This is a genomic window from Enterococcus sp. DIV1059_2 (assembly GCF_051713685.1).
Classification (GTDB): Bacteria; Bacillota; Bacilli; order Lactobacillales; family Enterococcaceae; genus Enterococcus_D; species Enterococcus_D casseliflavus.
Genome location: NZ_JBIOQK010000001.1, coordinates 419,361 through 441,816 on the forward strand (window position 1 = coordinate 419,361; position 22,456 = coordinate 441,816).

Annotated in this window: 24 protein-coding genes and 1 pseudogene; 19 read left to right on the plus strand and 6 right to left on the minus strand. The window is 43.0% G+C overall.

Annotated elements, in window-relative coordinates; all coding sequences use genetic code 11:
- Positions 1-113: 113 nt before the first annotated feature.
- From IGI72_RS02005 to IGI72_RS02050, 10 genes are all read left to right on the plus strand, one after another.
- Complete coding sequence (locus tag IGI72_RS02005) at positions 114-935, plus strand: VOC family protein (RefSeq protein ID WP_159161072.1); 822 nt, start codon at positions 114-116, stop codon at positions 933-935.
- Between the two features lie 199 nt (positions 936-1,134).
- On the plus strand, positions 1,135-2,151 hold the full coding sequence (locus tag IGI72_RS02010; RefSeq protein WP_438752859.1) for a serine hydrolase domain-containing protein: 1,017 nt from the start codon (positions 1,135-1,137) through the stop codon (positions 2,149-2,151).
- Positions 2,152-2,196: 45 nt separating this feature from the next.
- Positions 2,197-3,150 carry a mannose-6-phosphate isomerase, class I gene (gene manA / locus IGI72_RS02015; protein ID WP_438755050.1) on the plus strand — a complete coding sequence of 318 codons (954 nt, stop codon included), beginning with the start codon at positions 2,197-2,199 and terminating at the stop codon, positions 3,148-3,150.
- Positions 3,151-3,349: 199 nt separating this feature from the next.
- The gene (locus IGI72_RS02020; RefSeq protein WP_438752861.1) at positions 3,350-4,489 is read left to right on the plus strand and encodes a cysteine desulfurase family protein; all 1,140 of its coding nucleotides are present in this window, start codon (positions 3,350-3,352) and stop codon (positions 4,487-4,489) included.
- A 68-nt stretch (positions 4,490-4,557) separates the two neighbouring features.
- Complete coding sequence (locus IGI72_RS02025; protein ID WP_005232263.1) at positions 4,558-4,899, plus strand: DUF1831 domain-containing protein; 342 nt, start codon at positions 4,558-4,560, stop codon at positions 4,897-4,899.
- 177 nt (positions 4,900-5,076) lie between these two features.
- On the plus strand, positions 5,077-5,922 hold the full coding sequence (locus IGI72_RS02030) for an aldo/keto reductase (RefSeq protein ID WP_074535344.1): 846 nt from the start codon (positions 5,077-5,079) through the stop codon (positions 5,920-5,922).
- 41 nt (positions 5,923-5,963) lie between these two features.
- Entirely contained in the window at positions 5,964-6,569 is a 606-nt protein-coding gene (locus tag IGI72_RS02035) for a metallophosphoesterase (protein WP_373192436.1), read from the plus strand.
- Between the two features lie 205 nt (positions 6,570-6,774).
- Complete coding sequence (amaP, locus tag IGI72_RS02040; protein ID WP_060792382.1) at positions 6,775-7,338, plus strand: alkaline shock response membrane anchor protein AmaP; 564 nt, start codon at positions 6,775-6,777, stop codon at positions 7,336-7,338.
- An 11-nt stretch (positions 7,339-7,349) separates the two neighbouring features.
- Positions 7,350-7,544, plus strand: coding sequence for a DUF2273 domain-containing protein (locus IGI72_RS02045; RefSeq protein ID WP_005227236.1), 195 nt, complete (start codon positions 7,350-7,352; stop codon positions 7,542-7,544).
- A gap of 56 nt (positions 7,545-7,600) precedes the next feature.
- Positions 7,601-8,119 carry an Asp23/Gls24 family envelope stress response protein gene (locus IGI72_RS02050; protein WP_005227237.1) on the plus strand — a complete coding sequence of 173 codons (519 nt, stop codon included), beginning with the start codon at positions 7,601-7,603 and terminating at the stop codon, positions 8,117-8,119.
- Between the two features lie 86 nt (positions 8,120-8,205).
- Here the strand turns inward: IGI72_RS02050 and IGI72_RS02055 are convergent.
- Positions 8,206-8,628 (minus strand): annotated as a pseudogene (locus tag IGI72_RS02055) (C39 family peptidase); the annotation flags it as partial.
- A gap of 213 nt (positions 8,629-8,841) precedes the next feature.
- Here IGI72_RS02055 and mnmA point away from each other — a divergent pair.
- Positions 8,842-9,960, plus strand: a complete 1,119-nt coding sequence (mnmA, locus tag IGI72_RS02060; RefSeq protein WP_026008140.1) for a tRNA 2-thiouridine(34) synthase MnmA — start codon at positions 8,842-8,844, stop codon at positions 9,958-9,960.
- 123 nt (positions 9,961-10,083) lie between these two features.
- Here the strand turns inward: mnmA and IGI72_RS02065 are convergent, their stop codons facing one another.
- A complete protein-coding gene (locus IGI72_RS02065; protein ID WP_375813909.1) occupies positions 10,084-11,040 on the minus strand; it encodes a 1-phosphofructokinase family hexose kinase in 957 nt (318 codons plus the stop codon).
- Positions 11,037-11,798, minus strand: coding sequence for a DeoR/GlpR family DNA-binding transcription regulator (locus IGI72_RS02070; RefSeq protein ID WP_005227243.1), 762 nt, complete (start codon positions 11,796-11,798; stop codon positions 11,037-11,039). The genes IGI72_RS02065 and IGI72_RS02070 overlap by 4 nt, the downstream gene beginning before the upstream one ends.
- Positions 11,799-12,079: 281 nt before the next feature.
- Here IGI72_RS02070 and IGI72_RS02075 point away from each other — a divergent pair, with 281 nt between their 5' ends.
- The 6 genes from IGI72_RS02075 (at position 12,080) to IGI72_RS02100 (ending at position 15,785) form a co-directional block, all read left to right on the plus strand.
- Positions 12,080-12,541, plus strand: coding sequence for a PTS sugar transporter subunit IIA (locus IGI72_RS02075; protein ID WP_005227244.1), 462 nt, complete (start codon positions 12,080-12,082; stop codon positions 12,539-12,541).
- A 20-nt stretch (positions 12,542-12,561) separates the two neighbouring features.
- Positions 12,562-12,861 (plus strand): PTS sugar transporter subunit IIB, encoded by a 300-nt coding sequence (locus IGI72_RS02080; RefSeq protein ID WP_005227245.1) that lies wholly within the window; start codon positions 12,562-12,564, stop codon positions 12,859-12,861.
- Between the two features lie 36 nt (positions 12,862-12,897).
- Positions 12,898-14,289 (plus strand): PTS galactitol transporter subunit IIC, encoded by a 1,392-nt coding sequence (locus IGI72_RS02085; RefSeq protein ID WP_010748700.1) that lies wholly within the window; start codon positions 12,898-12,900, stop codon positions 14,287-14,289.
- A 29-nt stretch (positions 14,290-14,318) separates the two neighbouring features.
- Positions 14,319-14,570 carry a hypothetical protein gene (locus IGI72_RS02090; protein WP_008376154.1) on the plus strand — a complete coding sequence of 84 codons (252 nt, stop codon included), beginning with the start codon at positions 14,319-14,321 and terminating at the stop codon, positions 14,568-14,570.
- Between the two features lie 17 nt (positions 14,571-14,587).
- Complete coding sequence (locus IGI72_RS02095) at positions 14,588-15,340, plus strand: class II aldolase/adducin family protein (RefSeq protein WP_010748701.1); 753 nt, start codon at positions 14,588-14,590, stop codon at positions 15,338-15,340.
- A gap of 154 nt (positions 15,341-15,494) precedes the next feature.
- Positions 15,495-15,785: a hypothetical protein gene (locus tag IGI72_RS02100; RefSeq protein ID WP_438752866.1), complete on the plus strand. Its 291-nt coding sequence runs from the start codon at positions 15,495-15,497 to the stop codon at positions 15,783-15,785.
- 56 nt (positions 15,786-15,841) lie between these two features.
- Here the strand turns inward: IGI72_RS02100 and IGI72_RS02105 are convergent, their stop codons facing one another.
- On the minus strand, positions 15,842-16,642 hold the full coding sequence (locus IGI72_RS02105; protein ID WP_438755052.1) for an AAA family ATPase: 801 nt from the start codon (positions 16,640-16,642) through the stop codon (positions 15,842-15,844).
- Between the two features lie 371 nt (positions 16,643-17,013).
- On the opposite strand from IGI72_RS02105, the gene IGI72_RS02110 reads away from it, so the two are divergent.
- The gene (locus tag IGI72_RS02110) at positions 17,014-17,391 is read left to right on the plus strand and encodes a DUF1033 family protein (RefSeq protein ID WP_005227251.1); all 378 of its coding nucleotides are present in this window, start codon (positions 17,014-17,016) and stop codon (positions 17,389-17,391) included.
- Entirely contained in the window at positions 17,324-19,396 is a 2,073-nt protein-coding gene (locus tag IGI72_RS02115) for a DNA topoisomerase III (RefSeq protein ID WP_438752868.1), read from the plus strand. The genes IGI72_RS02110 and IGI72_RS02115 overlap by 68 nt, the downstream gene beginning before the upstream one ends.
- A 77-nt stretch (positions 19,397-19,473) precedes the next feature.
- Here IGI72_RS02115 and IGI72_RS02120 read toward each other — a convergent pair whose 3' ends face one another.
- Positions 19,474-21,027, minus strand: coding sequence for a response regulator (locus tag IGI72_RS02120; RefSeq protein WP_438752871.1), 1,554 nt, complete (start codon positions 21,025-21,027; stop codon positions 19,474-19,476).
- Positions 21,005-22,453 carry a sensor histidine kinase gene (locus IGI72_RS02125; protein ID WP_438752873.1) on the minus strand — a complete coding sequence of 483 codons (1,449 nt, stop codon included), beginning with the start codon at positions 22,451-22,453 and terminating at the stop codon, positions 21,005-21,007. Before IGI72_RS02125 ends, IGI72_RS02120 begins: the two co-directional genes overlap by 23 nt.
- Between the last annotated feature and the right edge of the window lie 3 nt (positions 22,454-22,456).

Genomic DNA, 22,456 nt, shown 5'->3' on the forward strand with positions numbered 1-22,456 from the left:
TGTGCTTTTCTTCTTATTTTCTCTAAAAAAAGAATAAAATAGGTAGGGATTTCATTTGCTAGAATTTCGTTTTATCAGTACAATGAGTACATATGTAAGTAGGGGGAGAAACAATGACAGATTTCTTATTGGGGAGCAGTACGAAGTTGCTGACTGTTGCAATCCGGGTAAAAGACCGCGATCAAGCGATTGCCTTTTATCGGGATGTACTTGGTTTTGAGTTGAAAAGAGAAGAAAATGAATTGGCCATCTTTGGTCTAAAAGGATTAGATAGAGAAGTTTTATGGTTGGAAGAAAGCCCGCGTGCCAACGATCACTTCGGCGAGATCAAAAAAATGCAGCGCATCGTCTTAGCCGTATCCTCATTAGAAGAAGCGGCAACTATCGCGAGCAATGCCCAACAAAAAGCGATTGCTTTCGAAGAAGCTCGTTATGAAGCGAATCAATTAGGCTTTATTATAGCTGATCCAGAAGGGAACAAAATTGAAGTCTTATTTACAGCACCCGCAGGAACTGCGGTACCAAAAGACGAAGCAGAATTGATCAAAGCGGCACCTGCAAAAGCGGCTGGCTTATCAAAAGAAGCTCATTTTGGCAAGCTGTATTTAAACGTCAGTGATCTAGCCAAAGAGCAGCTTTTCTTAGAAGAAAGCTTAGGCTTGAAAACAAAAGAAGCCGAAACGAAGGAATTTATCCTCAATGATGGTGACTTCCAAGTCGGCTTGACTGAAGCACAAGGTGGTACGATCGATTTGCCGACCCATGAGGTGCTTGGCTTAGACTTCTTGAAAATCTCCATCAGTCAAGAAGATATCGATACATTGGAAAAACACTTGTCTGAGAAGAACCGAGAGTTCTTCATCGATAAAAAACGGAAGTTGTTGACGACCTACGATGCGATCGGTATCGAATGGTGGTTTATCGTTAAAAAATAAATCTAAATAGATAAGAAAAAACATCGGAAACTCTTTTGAGTAGTCGATGTTTTTTGATGACTAAGAAACCAAGCAAGCGAATCGACTAGCTGATCGAGTCGGATAGTTGGAGGAAAAAAGGGGATAACGAGTTTTGTTTGCTGCTAAAAAGTGCTAAAGTTAGAAGCAAGACAAGCCTGAAAGGAGCGAGTATGGAACGATGACAATGTACCCAAAAACAATACAGCTCATTCAAGAAAAAATGCCGACCGTTTTCCCAGGAGCGGTGCTGCGTTTTATCGCTGGTGAAACCCAAGAGACCCATGTATTCGGACAGGCAGCGCTTCTTCCGAAAACCGAACCTATGACGAAAGATCATTTGTTTGATTTAGCCTCATTGACGAAAGTCGTTTGTACAACGAGTGTTCTGTTAAAATTGTGGGATCAAGGAAAAATCGAGATGGAGGCGCCGCTTACTCGTTGGCTGCCAGCGTTTAAAGACGATCGGGTAACGATCAAGCACTTGCTGACGCATACGGCAGCCATCAACACGTGGATTCCTCATCGAGACCAGTTGGATGCTGCTGCCTTGCGCAAGGCGTATTTGCAGCTTGAAAGCAGTGATACGATCGGTCAAACGGTCAGCTATACCGATACTGGGACGATTTTGCTGGGCTTTTTATTGGAGGAGCTGTATCAAAAACCAGTGACCGAGATTTTTCAAGAAGAAGTCTTGACGCCTTTAGGCATGAAGAACAGCGGCTTTCCGCCTTTTCCTCCCTCACAGCTGCCAATGATCGTTCCTACCCAGCAGCAGCCAGACGGCAGCATCCTTAGAGGAATCACCCACGATCCTAAGGCACGGGTGTTGGGAAACCATGCCGGCAACGCAGGGTTGTTTTCTACCGTGGATGACTTGACGCTTTTCGTTCAACTGTTACTGGCAAATGGTCAGCAGCAAGGAGCGCCGTTTTTCTCAGAAAAAGTCATGCAGGCGCTGGCTCACAGGCAGACACCTGAAAGCACAAAGCCTCGCACCTATGGTTGGGACTTGTTAGGTGCACCGTATCAATTATTTCATACAGGCTATACAGGCACGTTTCTCGCAGTAGATATCCCTAACAAAAAAGCGTTTATTTTCTTATCGAATCGGGTCCATCCAGTGGATCATAGAGAAAGCTATTTGGGTCATCGTGACGAAATCCTGCAATGTTACTTAAAAGAAACTGCCGAATAAGCGGATTCATGCTATAATATGCACGAACAACTAGAGAGGGGAACAATTATGGAACCATTGTTTATGAAACCTGTTTTTCAAGAAAAAATTTGGGGCGGTAGTCGCCTGCATTCTGTTTTTGGTTTTGATTTACCGAGCGAAAAGATCGGTGAAGATTGGGCGATCAGTGCGCATCCTCATGGGGTGAGCGTCATTGAAAATGGTCCGTTTAAAGGCAAAACATTGGCGGATCTTTGGCAAGACCATCAAGAACTATTTGGTCATTCAGACGAACCAGTCTTTCCATTATTAATTAAAATTTTAGACGCGGAAGATGATCTATCCGTTCAAGTCCATCCTGATGACACGTATGGGTTAGCCCATGAAGGGGAATTAGGGAAAACGGAATGCTGGTACATCATTGATGCCGAACCAGGTGCGGAAATCATTTATGGCCACCATGCACAAACCAAAGAAGAACTTGCGGAAATGATCGAAGCGGGTCGTTGGGATGATTTGTTAACAAAAGTCCCTGTGAAAAAAGGCGATTTCTTCTATGTGCCAAGTGGAACGATCCATGCCATTGGAAAAGGGATCATGATCTTGGAAACCCAGCAGAGCTCGGATACGACTTATCGGGTGTACGACTATGATCGTACCGATGATCAAGGACAAACTCGGGAGCTGCATATCCAACAATCGATCGATGTGACGACGATTCCTGCACGGACGCCAGAATTATCGATCCGTGAGGTCAAACAAGGACAATCAGCAGTCGTTACCTATCTTGAAACGCCATTTTTCAATGTGTATGAGTGGGAAGTACGTGGGAAATTATCGTTGGCACAAAAGGCCGATTATACTTTGATGACCGTGATCGATGGGTATGGGCATTTGATGATCGACGGTCATTCCTATGAACTAAAAATGGGCACGAGCTGCATTTTGCCAAACCCGATCAAGAAATGGGAATTGGTTGGTGAATTGACTGTCATTGCCTCTGAACCTGGAAAAAAATAAAACGATCAGTAAGTGACGTGAGCCGCACGAGCAAAACAGCACACGTTCCTGATTTTTCGTAAGGCTGAACTCGTTCAGCTGCCTGTCATCATTGGCGATTTTTCCGCTTTTGACTGACAGGTTTTTTCGTATGGACACTCACGATAGACGTCTGAGGAAGATTTGTTATAATGGCAGTAATGAAGGATAGGTGAAAAGAATGGTTTACTTAGATCATGCAGCAACGACACCGCTGCATCCAGAAGTGATCAAAGTGATGAGTGAAACGATGCAGACATTTTTTGGCAATCCATCAAGCATTCATCGTTATGGTCGAGACGCCCACACCCAATTAGAATTGGCTCGTCAAGCGATCGCTCAGCAGCTAGGAGTCAAAGAACATGAGATCATTTTTAATAGTGGTGGTACCGAAAGTGATAATACAGCAATCATCGGTACAGCCCTTAGCAAACAAGCACAAGGCAAACATATCATTACGACCCAGATCGAACATCCGGCGGTCATTGAGAGTATGCGCTATTTAGAAGGCTTTGGCTTTGAGGTGACCTATTTGCCCGTAGATCAAAAGGGGCAATTGGCCGTCAGTGAAGTTGAGGCTGCCTTACGTCCCGATACGATTTTAGTATCCATAATGACGGCAAACAATGAAACGGGCAATTTGCTGCCGATTGCAGAAATTGGGGCCCTTTTACGGGAACATCCCGCCGTGTTTCATACCGATGCCGTGCAAGCTTATGGCAAGATCCCGCTTGAAATCAATGAAAACAGTATTGATCTTCTAAGCATTTCTGCTCACAAAATCAACGGACCAAAAGGGATCGGCTTTTTGTATAAACGAGATGGCTTGTCGCTGCCTGCGCTGCTCCATGGCGGCGAGCAAGAAGAAAAACGGCGAGCAGGGACGGAAAACTTAGCAGCCATCATGGGAATGGCCAAAGCAGCTTCTTTGCATACCCCCGAAGCGCAGCAAGCAGCGGCGGAACAATATCAAACGTTTGCCGATGTACTGATGGAGACCTTAGCAGCACAAGGCGTCGATGTTCAGTTGAATGGTGATCCAGCACACAAATTGCCGCATATTTTGAATCTGCGTTTCCCAGGTGTCAGCAGTGACTTGCTGCTGATGAAATTGGACTTAAAAGGGGCTGCGATCTCGACAGGCAGCGCTTGTACGGCGGGCAATGTGGAGCCCTCCCATGTGCTCGAAGCGATGGTGGGCAAAGAGCATCCAGCTATTCGGGAATCGGTCAGAGTCAGCTTTGGCTATGGCAACACATTGGCGGAAATCGAAGCATTTGCTCAGCTATTAGCAGAAACTGTCTTAGCCACGAAAAAGTAGGAGAACAGCTAGCAATCTCGCTGAAAACTATTTATAATGAAAGAAATGATGTTAAAGAGGTGAAGAACATGGCATTTGAAACAACAGCAACCGTTTTAGGCGCAGCAACCCAATACCGCATTGCTCCTGAAGCAAAAAAATATACGTTGCGGGACAATGGCTTTACAGAAACGAACGGCGGCAACTTCCAATTGATTCGCGGCCTTGAAGCAACACCCCAAAGCAAAGAAGGCTTTAAATTAAAAATCACTGTTGCAAAAGATCTGCAAACCTTCAAGATGTCCATCACGACAGCCAATGGGTTAAAAGCAGTCAACATTTTCAAAGATGAACAGCACAAAATGCTGCAAGAAAAATTTTACTTTTTAATGGATGGTTTTATCAGCCGCGGGTTGTTTGTCAAAGCGTAAGCTTTTGCCAAAAGCAGCTATATCATTCAAAGGGCAAGAAGTGTGTCACTCCGCCAAGCAGGCATGGGATTGATACACTTCTTTTGTATCTTTGGCGGTTTCTTTTTATACTATAGAAAACAAACCCTAGGTGTTCGCAGGAACAGGATGAGTTAAGACGAGAAAGAGGGAATCAAGATGAAACGAACCTTAAACAAGCAATCAGTGCTAGCCGTCGGCATGGGGACTTGGCATATGGGGGATGACCCAGCCAAGGAAAAAGCCGAGATCGATGCGTTGCAAGCGGGCATCAAAGCTGGAGCGGCTGTCATCGATACCGCAGAAATGTACGGCGAGGGAAACGCAGAAACGCTAGTTGGCAAGGCGATCCAGCCCTTTACACGAGGGGATCTTTATTTGATTTCAAAAGTCTATCCCTGGAATGCCTCCGCAGATGAATTGCCGAAAGCTTTAGACCGCAGCTTAGCGCGTTTAGGCACCGACTATCTTGATCTGTATCTGCTCCACTGGCGAGGAGATGTGCCGTTAGCAGAAACAGTTGACGCACTAGAAGCTGCCAAAGCCTCTGGAAAAATTCGCGCATGGGGCGTCTCTAATTTTGACGTGGCAGATATGGAGGAGCTGTTGCGGTTAGAAAACGGCGATCAATGTGCCGCCAACCAAGTACTCTATAATTTAGGTGCCCGGGGGATCGAATACGATCTTTTGCCTTGGCAGGCAGAGGCTGAGATTCCTGTGATTGCCTACTCACCCATTGCTCAAGGCGATCGGCTAGGGCACCACTTCAAAAATGATGAAGTGTTGAAAGAGCTGGCAGAAGCCAAAGGCTGCACGATCTTTCAGCTGCTTTTGGCATGGACCCTTCGACAACCCCACGTCTTAGCGATCCCCCAAACCAGTGACTCGCTGCATATGCTGCAGAACATTGAAGCTTGCAAAATCGTTTTTTCCCAAAGCGAATTGGCAGCAATCGATGCGCGGTTTCCTGCACCGACGAAAAAGCAGCCGCTAGCGATGATTTAAAGACGCTGATCACAGAAAAAGCACCAAGGTAAGGAGCGACTATGAAATTTTTTACGTCTGATACCCACTATTTTCATGCAGCCTTGCTCGGGGACAATGACTTTGCCCCACGCCCCTTTGAGACAGTGACGCAAATGCATGAAACGATGATCGCCAGCTGGAATGAGGTCGTTGCGGATAAAGATGTCGTCTATCATTTAGGGGATGTCGCGATGCACCCTGATTACGAAGCGGGCTTTCCAGAAATTGCTGCGCTGTTAGCACAGCTGCAGGGCAAAATCGTTTTTATCAAAGGCAATCATGATACCAGAGCTTTCTTTGCGTACTTGCGCAAGCATGATCCTGGTTGTTTTGGAGCCGAAAAGTATGCGTTTGAAGATGTCGGTGTCTTGCTGAAGTTTGCTCATCAGCAATTTATACTGACCCATTATCCTATGCTGCTGGGGATCACCAAAAACAGCCGCAATCTGCATGGGCACATTCATCATCACAGTGTACCGATCGCTGAGAATCTCAACGTAGGAGTCGATGCACCAGAATTGGCGTTTCTGCCACAGCCGCGTCCTTTTGGTCGGCCAGTTTCCGAAAATGAACTGGCGGTGTTGTATCATGCAAAACAACAAGAACTTACTAAGCTGGCTCGTTAACAGATAACAAAAAAAGCAAGCGTCCAAACAGATTTGGGCGGCTTGATTTTTTTGTGATGACTTTGACAGCAAGCTTTGATTAAGGAAATTTTTTTGATAAAAATAAACTTTATATGTAAAAAATAATCGATTCCAAGAGTTATTATTTGATGGATATTTAAGAAATGTGTATGCTTTAAGTAGAAAGCAGTAAAGGAGGTTGCCAATGCGTAAGATTTCTAAAGTGATTTTTATCATCGGATTGCTTTTACTCTTACTTGTCTTTTATTTTGGGATCATCGCCAATCAGCAAGCGGCTTCATTGCCTGTTTACTTGATTCCTTTGGATGAATATCCTTGGGTCGGATCTTCCATGAGTATGCTGCTCTTTTGGTTATCTGTTGGCTTTGCCATTTTTACCGTGATCGCGCTCTTTGTCGTTTTGTTTTATCCAAAACGTTCGGACCGCTTGATCATTTCCCATAAGACAGGCGATTTAGTGATTCAGAAGAAGGCGTTAGAGCATTTTGTGCTTGAACGGGTGAAACAAGCAGATTTCATCCATCAGCCATCCGTAAAAATCAAAATCGTCAAGAATAAAGTATCCGTAAAAATCGATGGAGAAATGAAACAAACAGCAGCCATCCCGCAAAAACAAGAAGCATTGGTTGGTGAGATCAGCAGCAGTCTGCAGCAGCTTTTCGGTATCGAAAGCAATATCCAAACGGAAGTTGTCTTAAAAGATACGCAAGAAACGCCAGCAGCCCATGACCAGCCGCGTGTAGTTTAGGAGGAACAGGTATGAGTGAATGGTTCTACCACTATAAGATCCCGCTTATCTTTGCAGGTTTCGGTTTGATCCTAGCGATCCTGTTTCTAACGATCGGCTTTTTGAAAACCATACTGCTGGTGCTGTTTACGGCACTAGGTATGTATCTGGGATTTTATCTCAAAGAAGTCGGATTCTTTGAACAATTTCAAAGACCGCGCCGTTAACTTTGGTAACATTATTAGTTTAATTTATATCAAGATTATAGTAGGAGGAATGTACGATGGAAAACCAAACAAAACCAACAACAGGTGTTAAAGGAGAATTAACTTACGAAGATAAAGTGATTCAAAAAATCGTAGGCATTGCATTAGAATCTGTAGACGGACTCTTAACAGTCGATGGCGGTTTCTTCTCAAATATTGCAGGTAAATTAGTCAACACCGATGATGTGACTTCAGGGATCAACGTTGAAGTTGGGAAAAAACAAGTGGCAGTCGATCTTGATATCGTTGCAGAATACGGCAGCGACATGACCACGATCTACGACCAAATCAAAGAGGTTGTTTCAACACAAGTCAACAAAATGACGAATTTAGACGTCATCGAAGTAAACGTGAACGTAGCAGATGTCAAAACACGTGAACAATTCGAAAAAGACTCTGAAACAGTTCAAGACAAAGTAAGCAGTGCGGCAGAAACAACTGGCGACTTTGCGTCAAAACAAACACGTAAAGCCAAAGGTGCCTTCAACCGAACAACGACGCGTATTCAAGAAAACAACGAACCACGCGTTCAATAATAGTAAGATAAGCAAAAGACTAGCTTCGGCTAGTCTTTTTTTGTCGCAAAACTGGCGTGTTTTTGCAGCTTCAGCCGATCAGAACATCAAAGCCAAAAGCTCCAATAATGGATTCCTTCTGCTTGAAAGACATCGTTAGGATAGCTTTTCTCATAATGGGCTTTTTCGGGGGAATCATTAGGATCGAATACTTGAATCGCTCCTTCTTTGTTCAAAGCCAATACCATGATATGTCCGGAGGTCGTAAAGGTTCCTGCTTGAACCGAGACCACAACGGGGATGCCTTGTGTCATTTTCTCATAGGCAGCCGCAAAGGAACTTCCTAAATCGGCAAATTGGTAACCAAAAGCTTCGGCAAACTGAGGAAAGATTTGCCAACTCGTTCCTTGTTTGGGAAGATAAAATTGATCGCCAGCCCACTTTAATAGTTTGTCAGGATTCGACGGATGATCCGTCCAAAAAGAATCGATCATCGCTAAAGAAGCAATAGCGCACCCGTTTGCTGCAAACGTATTTTGCGTTTCTCCATATCCATATGTGTTATTGCCCCAGCGTTGATCGGATGAAAGAAGAACTTATCTAGTAACAAGGAATTTATAAGAAAAGACAGCAAACAGTGAACTTTTTTGTGTTTTGTTGTATAATGCAAATTACTGAAAAGTTGCGACCTTCAAATCGTAGATGATTTCAGAATCTATAATTGAAATGATGGTGAAACGATCATGTCTAACGAAAACACCCGTGTGGTGGTTGGAATGAGTGGCGGGGTAGACTCGTCAGTAACAGCACTTTTGCTGAAAGAACAAGGGTATGATGTTGTCGGGATCTTTATGAAAAATTGGGATGATACCGATGAAAACGGTGTTTGTACCGCAACAGAAGACTACAAAGACGTAGCCAAAGTGGCTGCGCAAATAGGGATTCCTTATTATTCAGTGAATTTCGAAAAAGAATATTGGGACCGTGTATTTGAATATTTTCTTGCAGAATACCGTGCCGGACGGACACCAAATCCAGATGTCATGTGTAACAAGGAAATCAAGTTCAAAGCCTTTTTGGATTATGCGATGGATCTTGGTGCCGATTATGTAGCAACTGGCCATTATGCGCAAGTGACCGTTGATGAAAACGGCGTGACCCATATGTTGCGAGGCGTGGATAACAACAAAGATCAAACGTATTTCTTAAGCCAATTGTCACAAGAACAATTGAGCAAAACCATGTTCCCACTAGGCGGCATGGAAAAATCAGAAGTACGAGCGATCGCTGAACGGGCAGGTCTAGCAACAGCCAAGAAAAAAGATTCCACGGGTGTCTGCTTTATCGGAGAAAAGAATTTCAAACAATTTTTGAGTAATTACTTGCCAGCGAAAAAAGGCAATATGGTTACATTAGATGGCGAAGTCAAAGGACAACACGATGGCTTGATGTACTACACCATCGGACAACGTCAAGGCTTAGGCATTGGCGGCGGCGGTGCCACTCAAGAACCATGGTTTGTCGTAGGAAAAGACTTAGCGACCAACACTTTGTATGTGGGACAAGGATTCCATCACCCCGCTTTGTATGCAGATCGCTTGGAAGCAAGCCAAATCCACTTTACTACAGAACAAGACCGCGGCACGGAATTTTCATGCACAGCAAAATTCCGCTACCGTCAACAAGATGTACCGGTAACGGTGCGTCTATTAGATGGAGATCGAGCAGAAGTGATTTTTGACGAACCAGTACGCGCCATCACTCCTGGACAAGCAGTCGTTTTTTATGACGGGATGGAATGCTTGGGCGGCGGTTTGATCGATGCAGCCTACAAAGAAGCCAAAGAATTACAATATGTTTAACCACTAACACAATCTGCCCTAGCTAAGAACACTGAACCAATCAGTTGCACTTAGCTAGGGCTTTTTATATTTGTACCAACGAATGTTTTGCGTAATCAAGAGAACCAAAAAATAGGTAGCCGATTATTCTTTGATCTTGAAAAGGTGGATCTGTTCGCTAAATGCAGCGACTTGTGCAGGATCGATCGTACCGTTTGTTTTCGAAAGCGCATTAGACATGCCACAAGCCATCGAATAGGTCAATGCTTGTTCCATTGGATACTGTTTATTCAATGCAACAGCCATGCCACCAACAGTTGAATCGCCACAGCCAGTCGTATTAACGATGGCGATTTTAGGAATCTCAATCTTATAAAAAGTCGACTGATGTTTAACGATTGCCCCATCGCCGCCTTGAGATACCATGACGGTGTCGATTCCTTCGAAAAGAGTGCTCTCTAAGACAGAGAAAATGTCTTGAGATGAATGTAATTTTTGACATATTAGTTCTTCCAATTCCTGTTGATTCGGTTTAATAAAATTCGGACGAGCATTCGTTTGAGTCAAACAATTTTTTAGTTGTTCACCTGCTATATCCATGAGGATTGGTACCTGCTCACCTAATGTCTTACGGATGAATTGAAGCAATTGATCGTGAAAATGCCCATTATCAGAATTTACTGATCCAGAAATACAGACGACCGTGATGGGATGTTGTTCAATTAATGCTGCAAGGTGTTGGTAAAAAAGTTGTTCGTTTTTCTCCGATAGATAAAGTCCTTTTTCTACTAGCTCTGTATGGGTGTTACCGTCATGCATGATCGTGATCGCATTGCGAGAATTACCATCGATGGTTAGGAAATCCAATACATAACGTTCTTCGGCTAGTAAAGAATCAAGGATCGTTTTGCCTACAGGTCCACCTAAAATACCTGTCAATAAAACGTCTTCCCCAGATTGTGCGATGACTCTGCCAGCATTGATACCTTTTCCCCCAATTGATGTATGTGGGTTATCTACCCGATTTACTTGATCCAATTTCAACGAAGGAACCAAATAGTTGTAGTCCATGGAAGGGTTCATTGTGATGGTTAAAATCATTTTTGTTCCTCCTTGAGGATCTCTGTAAAGGAGCGATAATACTCAAAAGTAGTCTCAGAAAGTTTATCATCAGTGATCAAATAGTCGATATCTGAAAGTGAGTAAAAGGTGTAAACGTCGGAGCGATTAAACTTGGAACTATCCGCAACGATGCATTTTTTGCGGGAATGCTTGAAAGCGACTCGTTGAATCGAGCCTTCAACAAGATTCGCAGTGGTGATATTATTTTCAAAGATCCCATTTGTAGCAGCAAAAGCGATATCGATATTTAGATTTTCAAAACTCTTCTCTGCCGTTTCCCCATAAAATTCTTCCGTCGTGCGGGAAAATTCTCCGCCTGTCAATAAGACACGATAGTCTGTGTTGTAAATCAAATAATTAAAAGCAAGCAAACTATTTGTGATCACGAATAAGTTTGCTTTTTTTAGTTCAGGTAAAGCGTGAAGCATCGTAGTTCCAGCACCGATATAGATAGTATCGTTGTCTGAAATGATACTGTTCATCACTTTTCCGATGAATTTTTTTTCAGCAACATTCGTATCGATTTTTTCTTGAGTAGAAAGCTCGTGTTCGATTTTTTCGAGTTTTTGGGCGCCACCATAGATTTTTACCAATAAAGATTGATTCGCTAACTCTGTAATATCTCTACGAATGGTCATATCGGAAACGTCTAATGTTTTGGCTATTTCTGCAATGGATAAGTAATCGTGCTGATTCACTAGCGCTAGAATTTTTTCTTGCCGTTCTTTCTTTAACATAGTTTCACCTCTGGTTGATTAACGATTTTTTTAAGTTTCTTTTTCAACTGTCTTCTTTATACATTAATTAATAGCATTTACTTTTGGAAAAAGCAAGGATAAATGTTCATCTTTGTTAAAGTTTGATAATTTTATGTATCGATAAAAATAATCAGTTTGGAAAAAATACGAAAAGAAAGCGTTGACAAGAAAAATTAACTATTGTATATTTACATTGTAAAACACATTGTAACAAAGTTTAACAATGTTTATCATTAAAGTTGAACAAGGAGGAAGAATAGGTGGGCTATACGAGCATGTTTGATGAAAGGCTGATTTTTCTCGACGTGGAAGGAGAGGATTTGAAAGAACTATTTGAAGAGATAGCCAAACGATTACAGGAACAAGGTTTTGTGAATGAACAGTATGTAGAAGGATTACTAGCAAGAGAACAAGCCTTTCCAACTGGGCTGATTACACAGTATTTGAATATTGGCTTGCCTCATTCAGAACCAGCGTATGTCGAAAAGCCTTTTATAGCGATCGTGCGTCTGAAAAACGAGGTGAAGATGAAGCAAATGGGTGACAGTCAAGAAATGCAGGTCAAGAATCTCTTTTTTCTAGGGATCAAAGAACCAAAAGAGCAAGTCGGCTTACTGCAATCGTTAATGGCATTATTTATGGATGAAGGATTTGTAAAGGCATTCATTGGGACACAAGAAGTACAGGCAATTTATCAATTAGTTACACAGTATACAAAATAAAATTTTTGGAGGGATTCAAGATGAAAAGAAGATTGATCGTAGCATGTGGAAGTGGCGTTGCAACAAGTCAAACGATCGCAAGTAAAATTGCTGGGATGCTTGAAGATGACGGGATCGATTTCCCCGTTGAAGCAGTTGATTACAAGTCGATCCAAAACGAATTGCCGTCGACAGGAATTTATGTGTATGTTGCACAGCCAGATGATGAAGTATTGGAAAAAGCGGCTGAGCTAGGTGTACACGTTTTTGCTGGAATTCCGTTTCTTACAGGTATGGGTATGGATACGATTTATGAAGAAATCAAAGAATTGATTGGCTAGCACAAAACATCCTATCAAAAGAAAGAAGTGAAAAAAATGCAAGTATTTCAAGACATTATCAATTATATTTTAGGTTTAGGTTCCGCTATTTTTGTGCCGCTAATCATTTTAATCCTAGGCTTGGTTGCAGGGATGAAATTCAAAAAAGCCTTTATGTCTGCGATCACGTTAGGTATTGCTTTTACTGGGATGTCGATGGTCATCGGCTTTATGTCAAATGCAGTTAGTCCAGCTTCCGAAGCATTGGCGAAAAATACTGGCTTGAACTTGCCTGCGCTAGATTTAGGTTGGACAGGAGCAGCAAGTATCACCTGGTCATGGTCTTATGCATTTGTTTTCTTTGCCGTCGTTCTTGGTGTGAATTTTGTCATGTTGATTTTGAACTGGACCAAGACGTTGAATGTTGATATGTGGAATGTATGGGGCAAAGCGCTGACTGCCTATCTAGTCTACTTTATCAGTGGGAGTTTACTTGCTGGGTTTATCACCGCCGTCGTACAGGTTATCTTGGAACTTAAGATGGGGGATATGTTCCAACGCCACATTGAGGACTTGACTGGTATTCCTTTAGTAACAGTGACCCACTTGATGAATATTTCAGCAGTACTTTTATTACCGATCAATGTGATTATGGATAAAATTCCTTTCTTTAATCGACGTGCCGATACCAAAGCCTTAAAAAAGAAAATCGGCATCTTCTCTGAAAATTCGGTGATGGGCTTTCTCATAGGCTTAGGCTTGGGGTTAGCCGCAGCCTATGGCGTGTCAGGTTCATTGAATTTAGCTATTCAAATCGCGACGGCAATGGCTTTGTTTCCAATGATCTCAAAAATGTTTATGCAGTCCCTTTCACCACTTGCTGATGCAATGTCGGAAATGATGAAAAAACGCTTTAAAGATCGGGAAGTTTACATTGGGTTAGATTGGCCTGTATTAGCTGGTCGCTCTGAGATTTGGGTCACTGCTATCTTGTTGGTACCTGTATTTATTGGCTATGCCATCATCTTGCCAGGAAATGCTGTGTTGCCTTTAGCAGGAATCATTAACTATTCGATCGCAGTAGGTGGATTATTGCTTACCGGCGGAAACTTGGTTCGTATGCTGATCATGGGGGTTATTTCGATGCCAATCTATCTATATGCAGCTACGTATTTGACGCCGATCTTAACGGGCTTAGCAGATCGAACCGGCGCAGTAGAAGGAATACAAAAAGGGCAGCAAATCACTTGGTCTTCGATCGAAGGACCAGAATTTCGAATTTTATTTGCAGAAGCGTTTAAAGGAAATATCTTGGGTATCGTCGGTTCCGTTGTGTTTATCGCAATGTTTGTCTGGTTGTATAAATATATGAGTAAGGTAAAGGTACCAAGTCAAAGATATGAAGAACAAGGGACCCAATCGACGCAAGTGCGTGCGACGAATGGCTAATATTTTCAAAAAAGGAAAGGGCGACAGGAATGGGAAAGAGCGAAAAAATAAAATGGCAATTGCTTCTTTTTCTAGCAATTGGCTGCTATCTCTTAGCTTTGGTGACACAACAGTACCTATTTAATGTCGTAGCGATTGGTCTAGCAGTCTGTGTGTATAAATATGGCAGTCCAGTACTTTTTAAAGAATATGATGAACGGAAAAAGAAAAAAGAGGAAGAAGCAGCAAAAGTAAGAGAAGCTGTTCAAACAATCTTACGCAACAAAACGTTTGAAAAATAAAAAAGGTGGTCTTGAATATGTCAGATGGACGGATGATTTTTGAAAGAGAACGGGAAGATTTAGCACGAATCGTAAAATTGATTTTTACCAGGAAGAATACAAATGTTGCAGGCGGTAATTTTTCTTTTAAAACAACCGATGAAACTGGAAAAGAATACATTATTATGACACCAACTATGATGTCAGAAGCCTATTTAGGAGAAGTCTCACCAGCCCAGATTTTAGTCGTTGAGCCTCATACGAGAAAGGTGATTGATGGGGTAGGACAGCTGACACGAGAAATCAACTTACACGAAGCGGTTTATGATACGAATCCAGCGATAAAAGCAGTCTTACATGCCCATTCTCCTCACTCGATGTTTTGGGCAACCGCCGGATTGGATATGCCTAACTTAACGGAAGCGACCCAAAAAATAGGCTATATTCCTGTACTAGACTTTGAACCTAATTGCTCACCAGAATTAGCAGAATTAGTTTCTGATTATATGAAAAAAGAACAACTCGCCTTACCGAATATGTTGCTCCTCAACAGTCATGGGGTACTGATCAGTGCGCCAGGAGCATCTGGCATCGAAGCAATCCATAAAGCTTTGCAAATACTAGATACCACGGAATGGAATGCGGAAATTGCCTACAAGCAAACGATTTTCCAATCTTTAGGCTTGTTAGATGGTTTTTACTCCAAAGGGAGACAAGTAGGAACCCTTGAAGACTTGAAAAAACATACACCGATTTATAATAAAGAAGAAATTTTTGCTGGTGGTGATTAGCCAGCAAGTAATCATCTTTTTCGATTGATAAAAATCCAAGAACATTCGTTTACGAGTTCTTGGATTTTATTTTTTTAGTCAAATTATGCTATAATTTAGATAGAAAATGAATGTTTTTGATGCATTGGCATTTTTAAAAGAAAGGAGGAGGAGCATGAATCGTACTAAAGCCAATCTCATGAAATGGGGGTTTGTCGTTAGTGTCGTAGGGGTGGTGATGCTTCATCAGACTCAGGTCATTTCAAGCCAAATCAACCATCTTGCCTTAGCCGTACTATGGGGTTTAGCCGGGTATTTGCTTGTTTTTAAAAAGTTCTACTTTTTGTCCTCTCAAATTGCGGGGCATTCCGATCAGTATAACCAAGCAGAAGTCAAGTGGGGCAAAATTGCGGGAGTGGTCGCCTTCTGTATTGCGCTGATCAATTTGATTTTGGTCTTTGTGTGAGTGCGACGGAAAAAAGCCACCAAAAGAAATCTTTGGCGGAAACTGGGTTGCTTTGCTCATGATCGATCATCAAATTCGGCTTGGTGTGTTTGAAAAAAGCGGTGATACTGCTGGACACTAGCTAACTGGGTCCACTTCCGAACATCGACGGGCGTTTGATCCAAATCATAGATTTTGGCTTCCTTTAAAGATAAAACGAAAGGACTATGGGTAGCAATAATGAATTGACACTGTTCATAGCGGACAAAATCTTCCAGTAACTGCACCAGTTCCAGCTGACGCTCAGCAGAAAGAGAATTTTCTGGTTCATCTAATAAGTAAAGGCTGTTGGGACGAATCTTTTCTTGAAAGAAACGAAAGGCACTTTCGCCATTGGAATATTCTCGGACATTGTCGATCAAGTGCTTGCGGGTGAATTTGGACTGTGTGTTGGATCGTGCAAGATTGATTTTCTTCAATTCATGGTAGTCGTCAAAACCCGTGAAACGAAAGTCCGCATACTTTGCTTGGTAGTATTCTTGGAATACTTCTTCTCGGCGATGATCGATCCCTTGATTCAAATTTCGAATAGCCAGCATGTAATCAAAGACATCATCGCTGGTCAAAAGTACTTTTTCTTGCGGTTCGTCGATGCTGCCAGTAGTACAGTAGGCTAAGTAGTCCTCGAAAAAATTCGAGCGATTATACGCAGCAAAGCGCTGCGCGTGGATCTTTTCGGCAATCACGTTCAATGCGGTGGTTTTGCCAGAACTATTGCCGCCATATAAGATCGTGACCGGCTCAAAATCGATCTGCTGAAAAAGGCGGGCACTGAGAATCTGAAAAGGGTAGTAAGAATCATAAACGGTTCGTTTGATGGAAAGGAAAAAATCAAACTCGGTCTCTTAATCGGGAAAAGTGATTTGTTCGAGATACATGGGGCACCTCCTGGCAATTTCGTGGTTGTCATTATTGTAGCATATCCATCGCAGTCAAATTTTTTTTACGAGGTTAAAATAAATCTTGTTTGATATTTTTTTAATCTTTTGATGTTATATTCACAACAGGAAACATCTGTGCTAGACTATAGGGGCATAGAAATGATGTAATCTTAAACAACCGATAAATCGTACAAAAAAACGAGGGTTTAATGAATTTTTAAAGCAATGTTTAAATGCTGAAACTTATTCCTTGCAAGTTTAAGTAAAAGTGACTAATATGAGGAAGGAATCGTGAAAGGAGCAATGGAATGTATCAAGTAGTAGTCATGTATGGGGACAATGAACCGTGGTGGTTTTTTGAGGGATGGCAGTCAGATATTCAAGAGGCGTTCACATTTGCAACTTTCAGCGAGGCGCAGTCATTTTATGAACAAAAATGGCAAGAAATCAGAGAAGAGTATTCGTACATAAATGCAAAATCAAACTTTATGACGGCTTTTTGGAATGAAGAAGACGAACGCTGGTGCGAAGAATGCGACGATTACCTCCAACAATATATTGGACTGGCATTGCTTAAAGAATATCAGCAAGTCGTCGATGAAAGCAGGAAAGATTTTTATGAAACAACTAATTCTAGCGGAAAAGCCAAGCGTTGCCAAAGACCTCAGCAAAGTTTTGGGCTGTGAGCAAAAACATAAAAATTATTACGAAGGACCCAAGGCGATTGTTACTTGGGCCCTTGGTCATTTATTGGGCTTGAAAATGCCTGAAGATTTAAACAAAGACTGGGCATCATGGCAGATGGAAACGTTACCGATGATCCCTAAGTCCATCGGGATCAAGCCGTTACCAAAAACCGGTCATCAACTAAAAGCCATCAAACAACTGGCTCAAAGAAAAGATGTCGGGGAAGTCGTGATCGCTACCGATGCGGGAAGAGAAGGGGAGCTAGTCGCTCGCTGGATTTTGGAGTGGGTTCGTTTTGACAAACCAGTCAAACGTTTGTGGATTTCTTCGCAAACCCCTAAAGCCATCAAAGAAGGCTTTGCAAAATTGCAGTCAGCCAAGCACTACGACAATCTTTACTACTCCGCCCTTGCGCGGGCAAAAGCCGACTGGCTGGTAGGGCTGAATGTCACCCGGGCATTGACGGTCAAATATCAAGACAATCTTAGTGCGGGTCGGGTCCAAACCCCTACCTTAGCTTTGGTGCGCAGTCAGGAAATGCAAATCGAGAGTTTCCGTCCGCAAACCTATCATGTGATTACCCTAAACGTAGGCGATGCCAAGGCCCGCCTGCAGCAAAAAAATCCCTATCAACTAAAAGAACGCAGCGACGCCGAAGCATTGGTCAAGCAAATGAGTCAACAAAATGGTCGCGTGACAGCGATCGAAGAAAAGGTCAAAACAGAAAGTGCACCATTGCCCTACGATTTGACCGAGATCCAACGAGAAGCCAATCAGCGTTATGGATTTTCAGCCAAGAAGACCTTGTCGCTTGTTCAAAGCTTGTATGAAACCCACAAAATCGTCACTTACCCAAGGACGGATTCCAAGTATTTGACCAATGATATGAAGGCAACCATGAAGGAACGCCTGCAGGCAGTTGCGGATTTTGCCCCAGAAGTCAAAGGATACTTGAAAAATGGCGGACAAGTGGTGCAGCAAGCTGTCTTCAATGATAAAAAAGTTACCGATCACCATGCCTTATTGCCAACGGAACAGCGGGCACGTTATGAAAAATTAACTACCGATGAACAACGAATCTATCAAATGATCGTTAGTCGTTTCTTAATGCTCTTTGCGAAACCCCATAAAAAGCAGCAGCAGAAAGTGACCGTGACCTTTGGTTCAGAAACCTTTGTATTCAACCGCAATACCGTGTTAGAAGCGGGATGGAAAACGACTTCTGATGAAGAAACCAGTGATGTGGCTTGGCAAAAAGGCAGTACCGTCAAGCCTGAGTTCACCATCCAGAAAGAGTTGACCACACCACCGAAACCGTTGAATGAAGGAACTCTTTTAGGCAAAATGGAAAAACACAGTCTTGGTACGCCGGCAACCCGTGCGGAGATCATTGAAAAGCTGATCAAATCTGAGCTGATGGAGCGGACCCCAAGCGGCTTGCAAGTATCGCCAAAAGGCAAGCAACTGTTAGTCTTAGTCAATCCATCCTTGGTGACACCAGAATTGACGGAAAAATGGGAGAAGGAACTGGAAGCCATTGCGAAAGGCACCTATTCTGCTCAAACCTTCCTCGCACAAATCGAAGCAGACACAAAACAACTGGTCAAAGAAATCAAGCAAAGTGAGAGCAAGTACCAAGATTTCTCATTGACCCAAAAACGGTGTCCCGAATGCGGCGAACCCTTGCGGGAGAAAAATACCCGTGATGGCAAGATCTATGTTTGCTGCAGTGGCACCTGCAAGTACCGTCGTCGGAAAGACCCGAAAGTTTCAAACCGACGCTGCCCGCAATGCCACCGAAAGATGGAGATCATTGAAGGCAAAAACGGCGCCTATTTCCGCTGTAAATTCGATGGGACCACCGAAAAAATGGCGGATAAAAAGGAACGCAGCAAAAAGCTGTCGAAACACGAAGAACGCCGCTTGATGAACAAAATCAATCAAGAAGAACCGCAAGAAAGCCCATTAGCAGCTGCTTTAAAAGCTGCGATGGAGAAGAAATAACTGCATGAGGTAGAAAATGAAAAAGAGTGAGGACGATTTTGCTGTCCCTCACTCTTTTTTTGCATCCCTTCACTCATTTAGGCATTTTTTTGACGGTATTCTTTCGGTGAGATTTTTTCTTTCTTCTTGAACAAAAAGGAAAAATAATTTGGGTCATTGTAGCCAACATCAAAGGCGATCTCAGATAGCCGTAGATTGGTCGTTAACAGCAGTTCCTTAGCTAAGGTCAACCGTTGCTCGGTCAAGTATTCGATAAACGTAGAATCAGTGGCTTGCGAGAAGATGGTGCTGAAATGTGCTGGACTCAAATGAACTTTTTCAGCAACTACATTTAAGGAAATATTGGGATCAGAAAAGTGCTCACTGATAAAGGCTTTGGCTTGATTGATGACGCTTTGATATTTCGCCATTGCAGGATTGATGGGTTGTTGGGTCAATAATGGCAACAGTTCTGCCAGAGTCGTTTGATAGTTCTCTGGCTCATGGGTCAATGCCGCTAGATAGTCTAAGTCATGGGCGTGTTGAACGATCTGGGGCAGCGAATGACTGTCTTTTTTCTTCAACAATGCCAGCAGTTCGACTAAGACGAACAAACGGTACATTTGCGTTCGCTCAACGGTTCCTTGAGGCGCCATCAATTCAGCGATCAGCTCAGGGATCGTCTGTTTCTCAGCATTTGCCAGCCGTGAAGCAAGGTCGGTTTTGAAGGGATTGGTGGGGGATAGTTCCCCTTCGCGAATGTCGTCTTCATAGCTGATGATTTTTTCCTTGCGGATGCTGCCATAGGTTTTTAGCATGTCACGAGCTTTCTGATAAGAAAGAGAGATACCCGAGAAGCGATCTGCTACCGGTCCGATCGCCACTGCTACTTCTTCCCCAGAACCATGAACGAGGCTTTGAGCGATCTGATAGGCTTTTTCTAAAACTTGTTCTCGGTCATGGTCAAAAAGCAAAAACTTGATGAAGCGGCTGGAAACACTGGAGAACAAGACGGCATCATCTTGTTCATAGGCTTTGGTCAGCTGCTGGCTAAAGCGAGTGTAGTCAGAAAAGCTTTGATTGAAGGGGGTTTTTGCTAATAGCACACAAAACTGTTTACCTGAAAAGCGCCGGCCCAGTTCTTCTGCTTGCAAAAAGGCTTCTGAGATCGTGATCTTTTGTTTAAAGAGGTGATTCAGAAAGTGATTCTTTTTGATTTCCATTTCGAATAAATCGTCTTCTTTGGATAATTGCTGATGAGTGGCTTGTTGTTCATCTAAGTGTTGAACGACGGTTTTGATGGCTTGTTCTAATTCTTCGTTTTTGATGGGCTTGAGCAAGTAATCGTCTGCTTGCAGCTGCAGTGCCGTTTTTGCATAGTCAAAATCATCAAAGCCGCTAACGAAAATAATGCGAACTTGCGGCAATAATTTCTTGGCTTCTTTCGCAAAGACCAAGCCGTCCATAAACGGCATTTTGATATCACTGATAATAATATCAGGACGCAGATCAAGGATCGAAGCCAGCGCCAATTCGCCATCTGCGGCTTCATCGCTATAAACGATCGGGTATTGTTTGGCAAGAGTCATGATTTGGTGGCGCAAACTATCGCGAATCAGATGTTCATCTTCAACTATGAACACTTTGTACATGGTTGGGTTCCTCCCTTTTTGGTACTGTGACGTTAATCGTGGTGCCTTCTTGGTATTGACTGTGGATCGTCAGTTGCGCTTCGCTGCCGTAGTTCAGCTGGAGACGGCGATAGACGTTATATAGGCCATAGCCGCTCTCAGAGGCGGGATCAGTGGTTTCTTTAAGGTTACGACGAATCTCCTCCAAACGCTCAGGGTCGATCCCAACACCGTTGTCACTGATGGTCATTTGAATCTGGTGAGGCAATTCTGACACTGTGATTCGAATCATGCCGACACGACGGACAAATTTGGTGCCATGATATACGGCGTTTTCAACAAGGGGCTGCAGGACCATTTTCAAAACCTGTAGTTCTGGACTGACAGTTTGATCTTCAATGGTGTAAGACAGCATCCTGCCATAGCGGATCTGCAAAATCTTCAAGTAATCGTCCACATGCCGCAATTCTTTTTCCAGCGGAATCCAGTCTTGCCCTTTGCTTAAGGAGATGCGGAAAAAATCTGACAGCGCATAAGTCATTTCGGTTGCTTGCTCGTAACGGGCAGCTTCAATCAAAGAAACGATCGCATCTAAACTATTATAGATGAAATGTGGAGTGATCTGGGCTTGTAAGACCCGCACCTCACTTTGGGCTAAGTGATACTGCTTCAAGGCATTTTCTTCCAAGAGCCGAGTCAAGTCATCTGCCATCCGATTCAAGCTACTCGTCAGAGTCCGCAGCTCTGGGGTTTCGGGCAGTTCTGCTCGGTAGCTCAAATGTCCTTGGGATAGTTCATTGGAAAGGTCTAACAACCGATCCAGCGGGTATTGCAGATTGTCACGAACAAAGCGGCGGTTTTTATTGATGATCGCAAAGATGATCAAAAGCAACACGACCTGAAAAAGGATTAGCAGCACCACGGATTGGACCAGTTCGTGATTGGTTTGGCTGGCTAAGCTGATCTCTACCCCGACAAACTGCTGCAAAATATCGGATAGCAAATCGATCACCGAATCCACTTGGATCATGACGTATTGGTTTTGTTCCACCGGTTCATCGTTAAGAATATTATCGATCAACTGTTGCTGATAGGTTTCTAAAGAATCGAGCGTCCGAAAGGCGACTGCTAAAATATTGAGCTCTTTGGCAGTGCTGGTATTTTCTTGAATGTGCTGCAGATCGCTCCTTAGTTCATCGATCACATTGGTTTCTTGGACTTGTGCGACGGTTTTTTGACCAAAGACTAAATCCCACATTTCTTCCAAGACAATGGCATCGACTTTTTCCGATAATTGATTGGCTTCTTCAATATTGTTGATGGTGTTTTGGTAAATAAAAATCTGTCGCGAGTAAAAGACACTGCTTACTACGAGGGGGATAAAGGCGACGAGGATCATCAGTTTGTTGGTCTGCTGGAAGATGCCCTTGATACTTTTTGTTTTCATCTT

What these genes read in the sequence shown, in the direction of transcription:
- IGI72_RS02005 (WP_159161072.1), top strand. Translation starts at nt 114, where the DNA reads ATGACAGATTTCTTATTGGGGAGCAGTACGAAGTTGCTGACTGTTGCA.
- IGI72_RS02010 (WP_438752859.1), top strand. Translation starts at nt 1,135, where the DNA reads ATGACAATGTACCCAAAAACAATACAGCTCATTCAAGAAAAAATGCCG.
- IGI72_RS02020 (WP_438752861.1), top strand. Translation starts at nt 3,350, where the DNA reads ATGGTTTACTTAGATCATGCAGCAACGACACCGCTGCATCCAGAAGTG.
- IGI72_RS02025 (WP_005232263.1), top strand. Translation starts at nt 4,558, where the DNA reads ATGGCATTTGAAACAACAGCAACCGTTTTAGGCGCAGCAACCCAATAC.
- IGI72_RS02030 (WP_074535344.1), top strand. Translation starts at nt 5,077, where the DNA reads ATGAAACGAACCTTAAACAAGCAATCAGTGCTAGCCGTCGGCATGGGG.
- IGI72_RS02035 (WP_373192436.1), top strand. Translation starts at nt 5,964, where the DNA reads ATGAAATTTTTTACGTCTGATACCCACTATTTTCATGCAGCCTTGCTC.
- amaP (WP_060792382.1), top strand. Translation starts at nt 6,775, where the DNA reads ATGCGTAAGATTTCTAAAGTGATTTTTATCATCGGATTGCTTTTACTC.
- IGI72_RS02045 (WP_005227236.1), top strand. Translation starts at nt 7,350, where the DNA reads ATGAGTGAATGGTTCTACCACTATAAGATCCCGCTTATCTTTGCAGGT.
- IGI72_RS02050 (WP_005227237.1), top strand. Translation starts at nt 7,601, where the DNA reads ATGGAAAACCAAACAAAACCAACAACAGGTGTTAAAGGAGAATTAACT.
- mnmA (WP_026008140.1), top strand. Translation starts at nt 8,842, where the DNA reads ATGTCTAACGAAAACACCCGTGTGGTGGTTGGAATGAGTGGCGGGGTA.
- IGI72_RS02065 (WP_375813909.1), bottom strand. Translation starts at nt 11,040, where the DNA reads ATGATTTTAACCATCACAATGAACCCTTCCATGGACTACAACTATTTG.
- IGI72_RS02070 (WP_005227243.1), bottom strand. Translation starts at nt 11,798, where the DNA reads ATGTTAAAGAAAGAACGGCAAGAAAAAATTCTAGCGCTAGTGAATCAG.
- IGI72_RS02080 (WP_005227245.1), top strand. Translation starts at nt 12,562, where the DNA reads ATGAAAAGAAGATTGATCGTAGCATGTGGAAGTGGCGTTGCAACAAGT.
- IGI72_RS02085 (WP_010748700.1), top strand. Translation starts at nt 12,898, where the DNA reads ATGCAAGTATTTCAAGACATTATCAATTATATTTTAGGTTTAGGTTCC.
- IGI72_RS02090 (WP_008376154.1), top strand. Translation starts at nt 14,319, where the DNA reads ATGGGAAAGAGCGAAAAAATAAAATGGCAATTGCTTCTTTTTCTAGCA.
- IGI72_RS02095 (WP_010748701.1), top strand. Translation starts at nt 14,588, where the DNA reads ATGTCAGATGGACGGATGATTTTTGAAAGAGAACGGGAAGATTTAGCA.
- IGI72_RS02100 (WP_438752866.1), top strand. Translation starts at nt 15,495, where the DNA reads ATGAATCGTACTAAAGCCAATCTCATGAAATGGGGGTTTGTCGTTAGT.
- IGI72_RS02110 (WP_005227251.1), top strand. Translation starts at nt 17,014, where the DNA reads ATGTATCAAGTAGTAGTCATGTATGGGGACAATGAACCGTGGTGGTTT.
- IGI72_RS02115 (WP_438752868.1), top strand. Translation starts at nt 17,324, where the DNA reads ATGAAACAACTAATTCTAGCGGAAAAGCCAAGCGTTGCCAAAGACCTC.
- IGI72_RS02120 (WP_438752871.1), bottom strand. Translation starts at nt 21,027, where the DNA reads ATGTACAAAGTGTTCATAGTTGAAGATGAACATCTGATTCGCGATAGT.
- IGI72_RS02125 (WP_438752873.1), bottom strand. Translation starts at nt 22,453, where the DNA reads ATGAAAACAAAAAGTATCAAGGGCATCTTCCAGCAGACCAACAAACTG.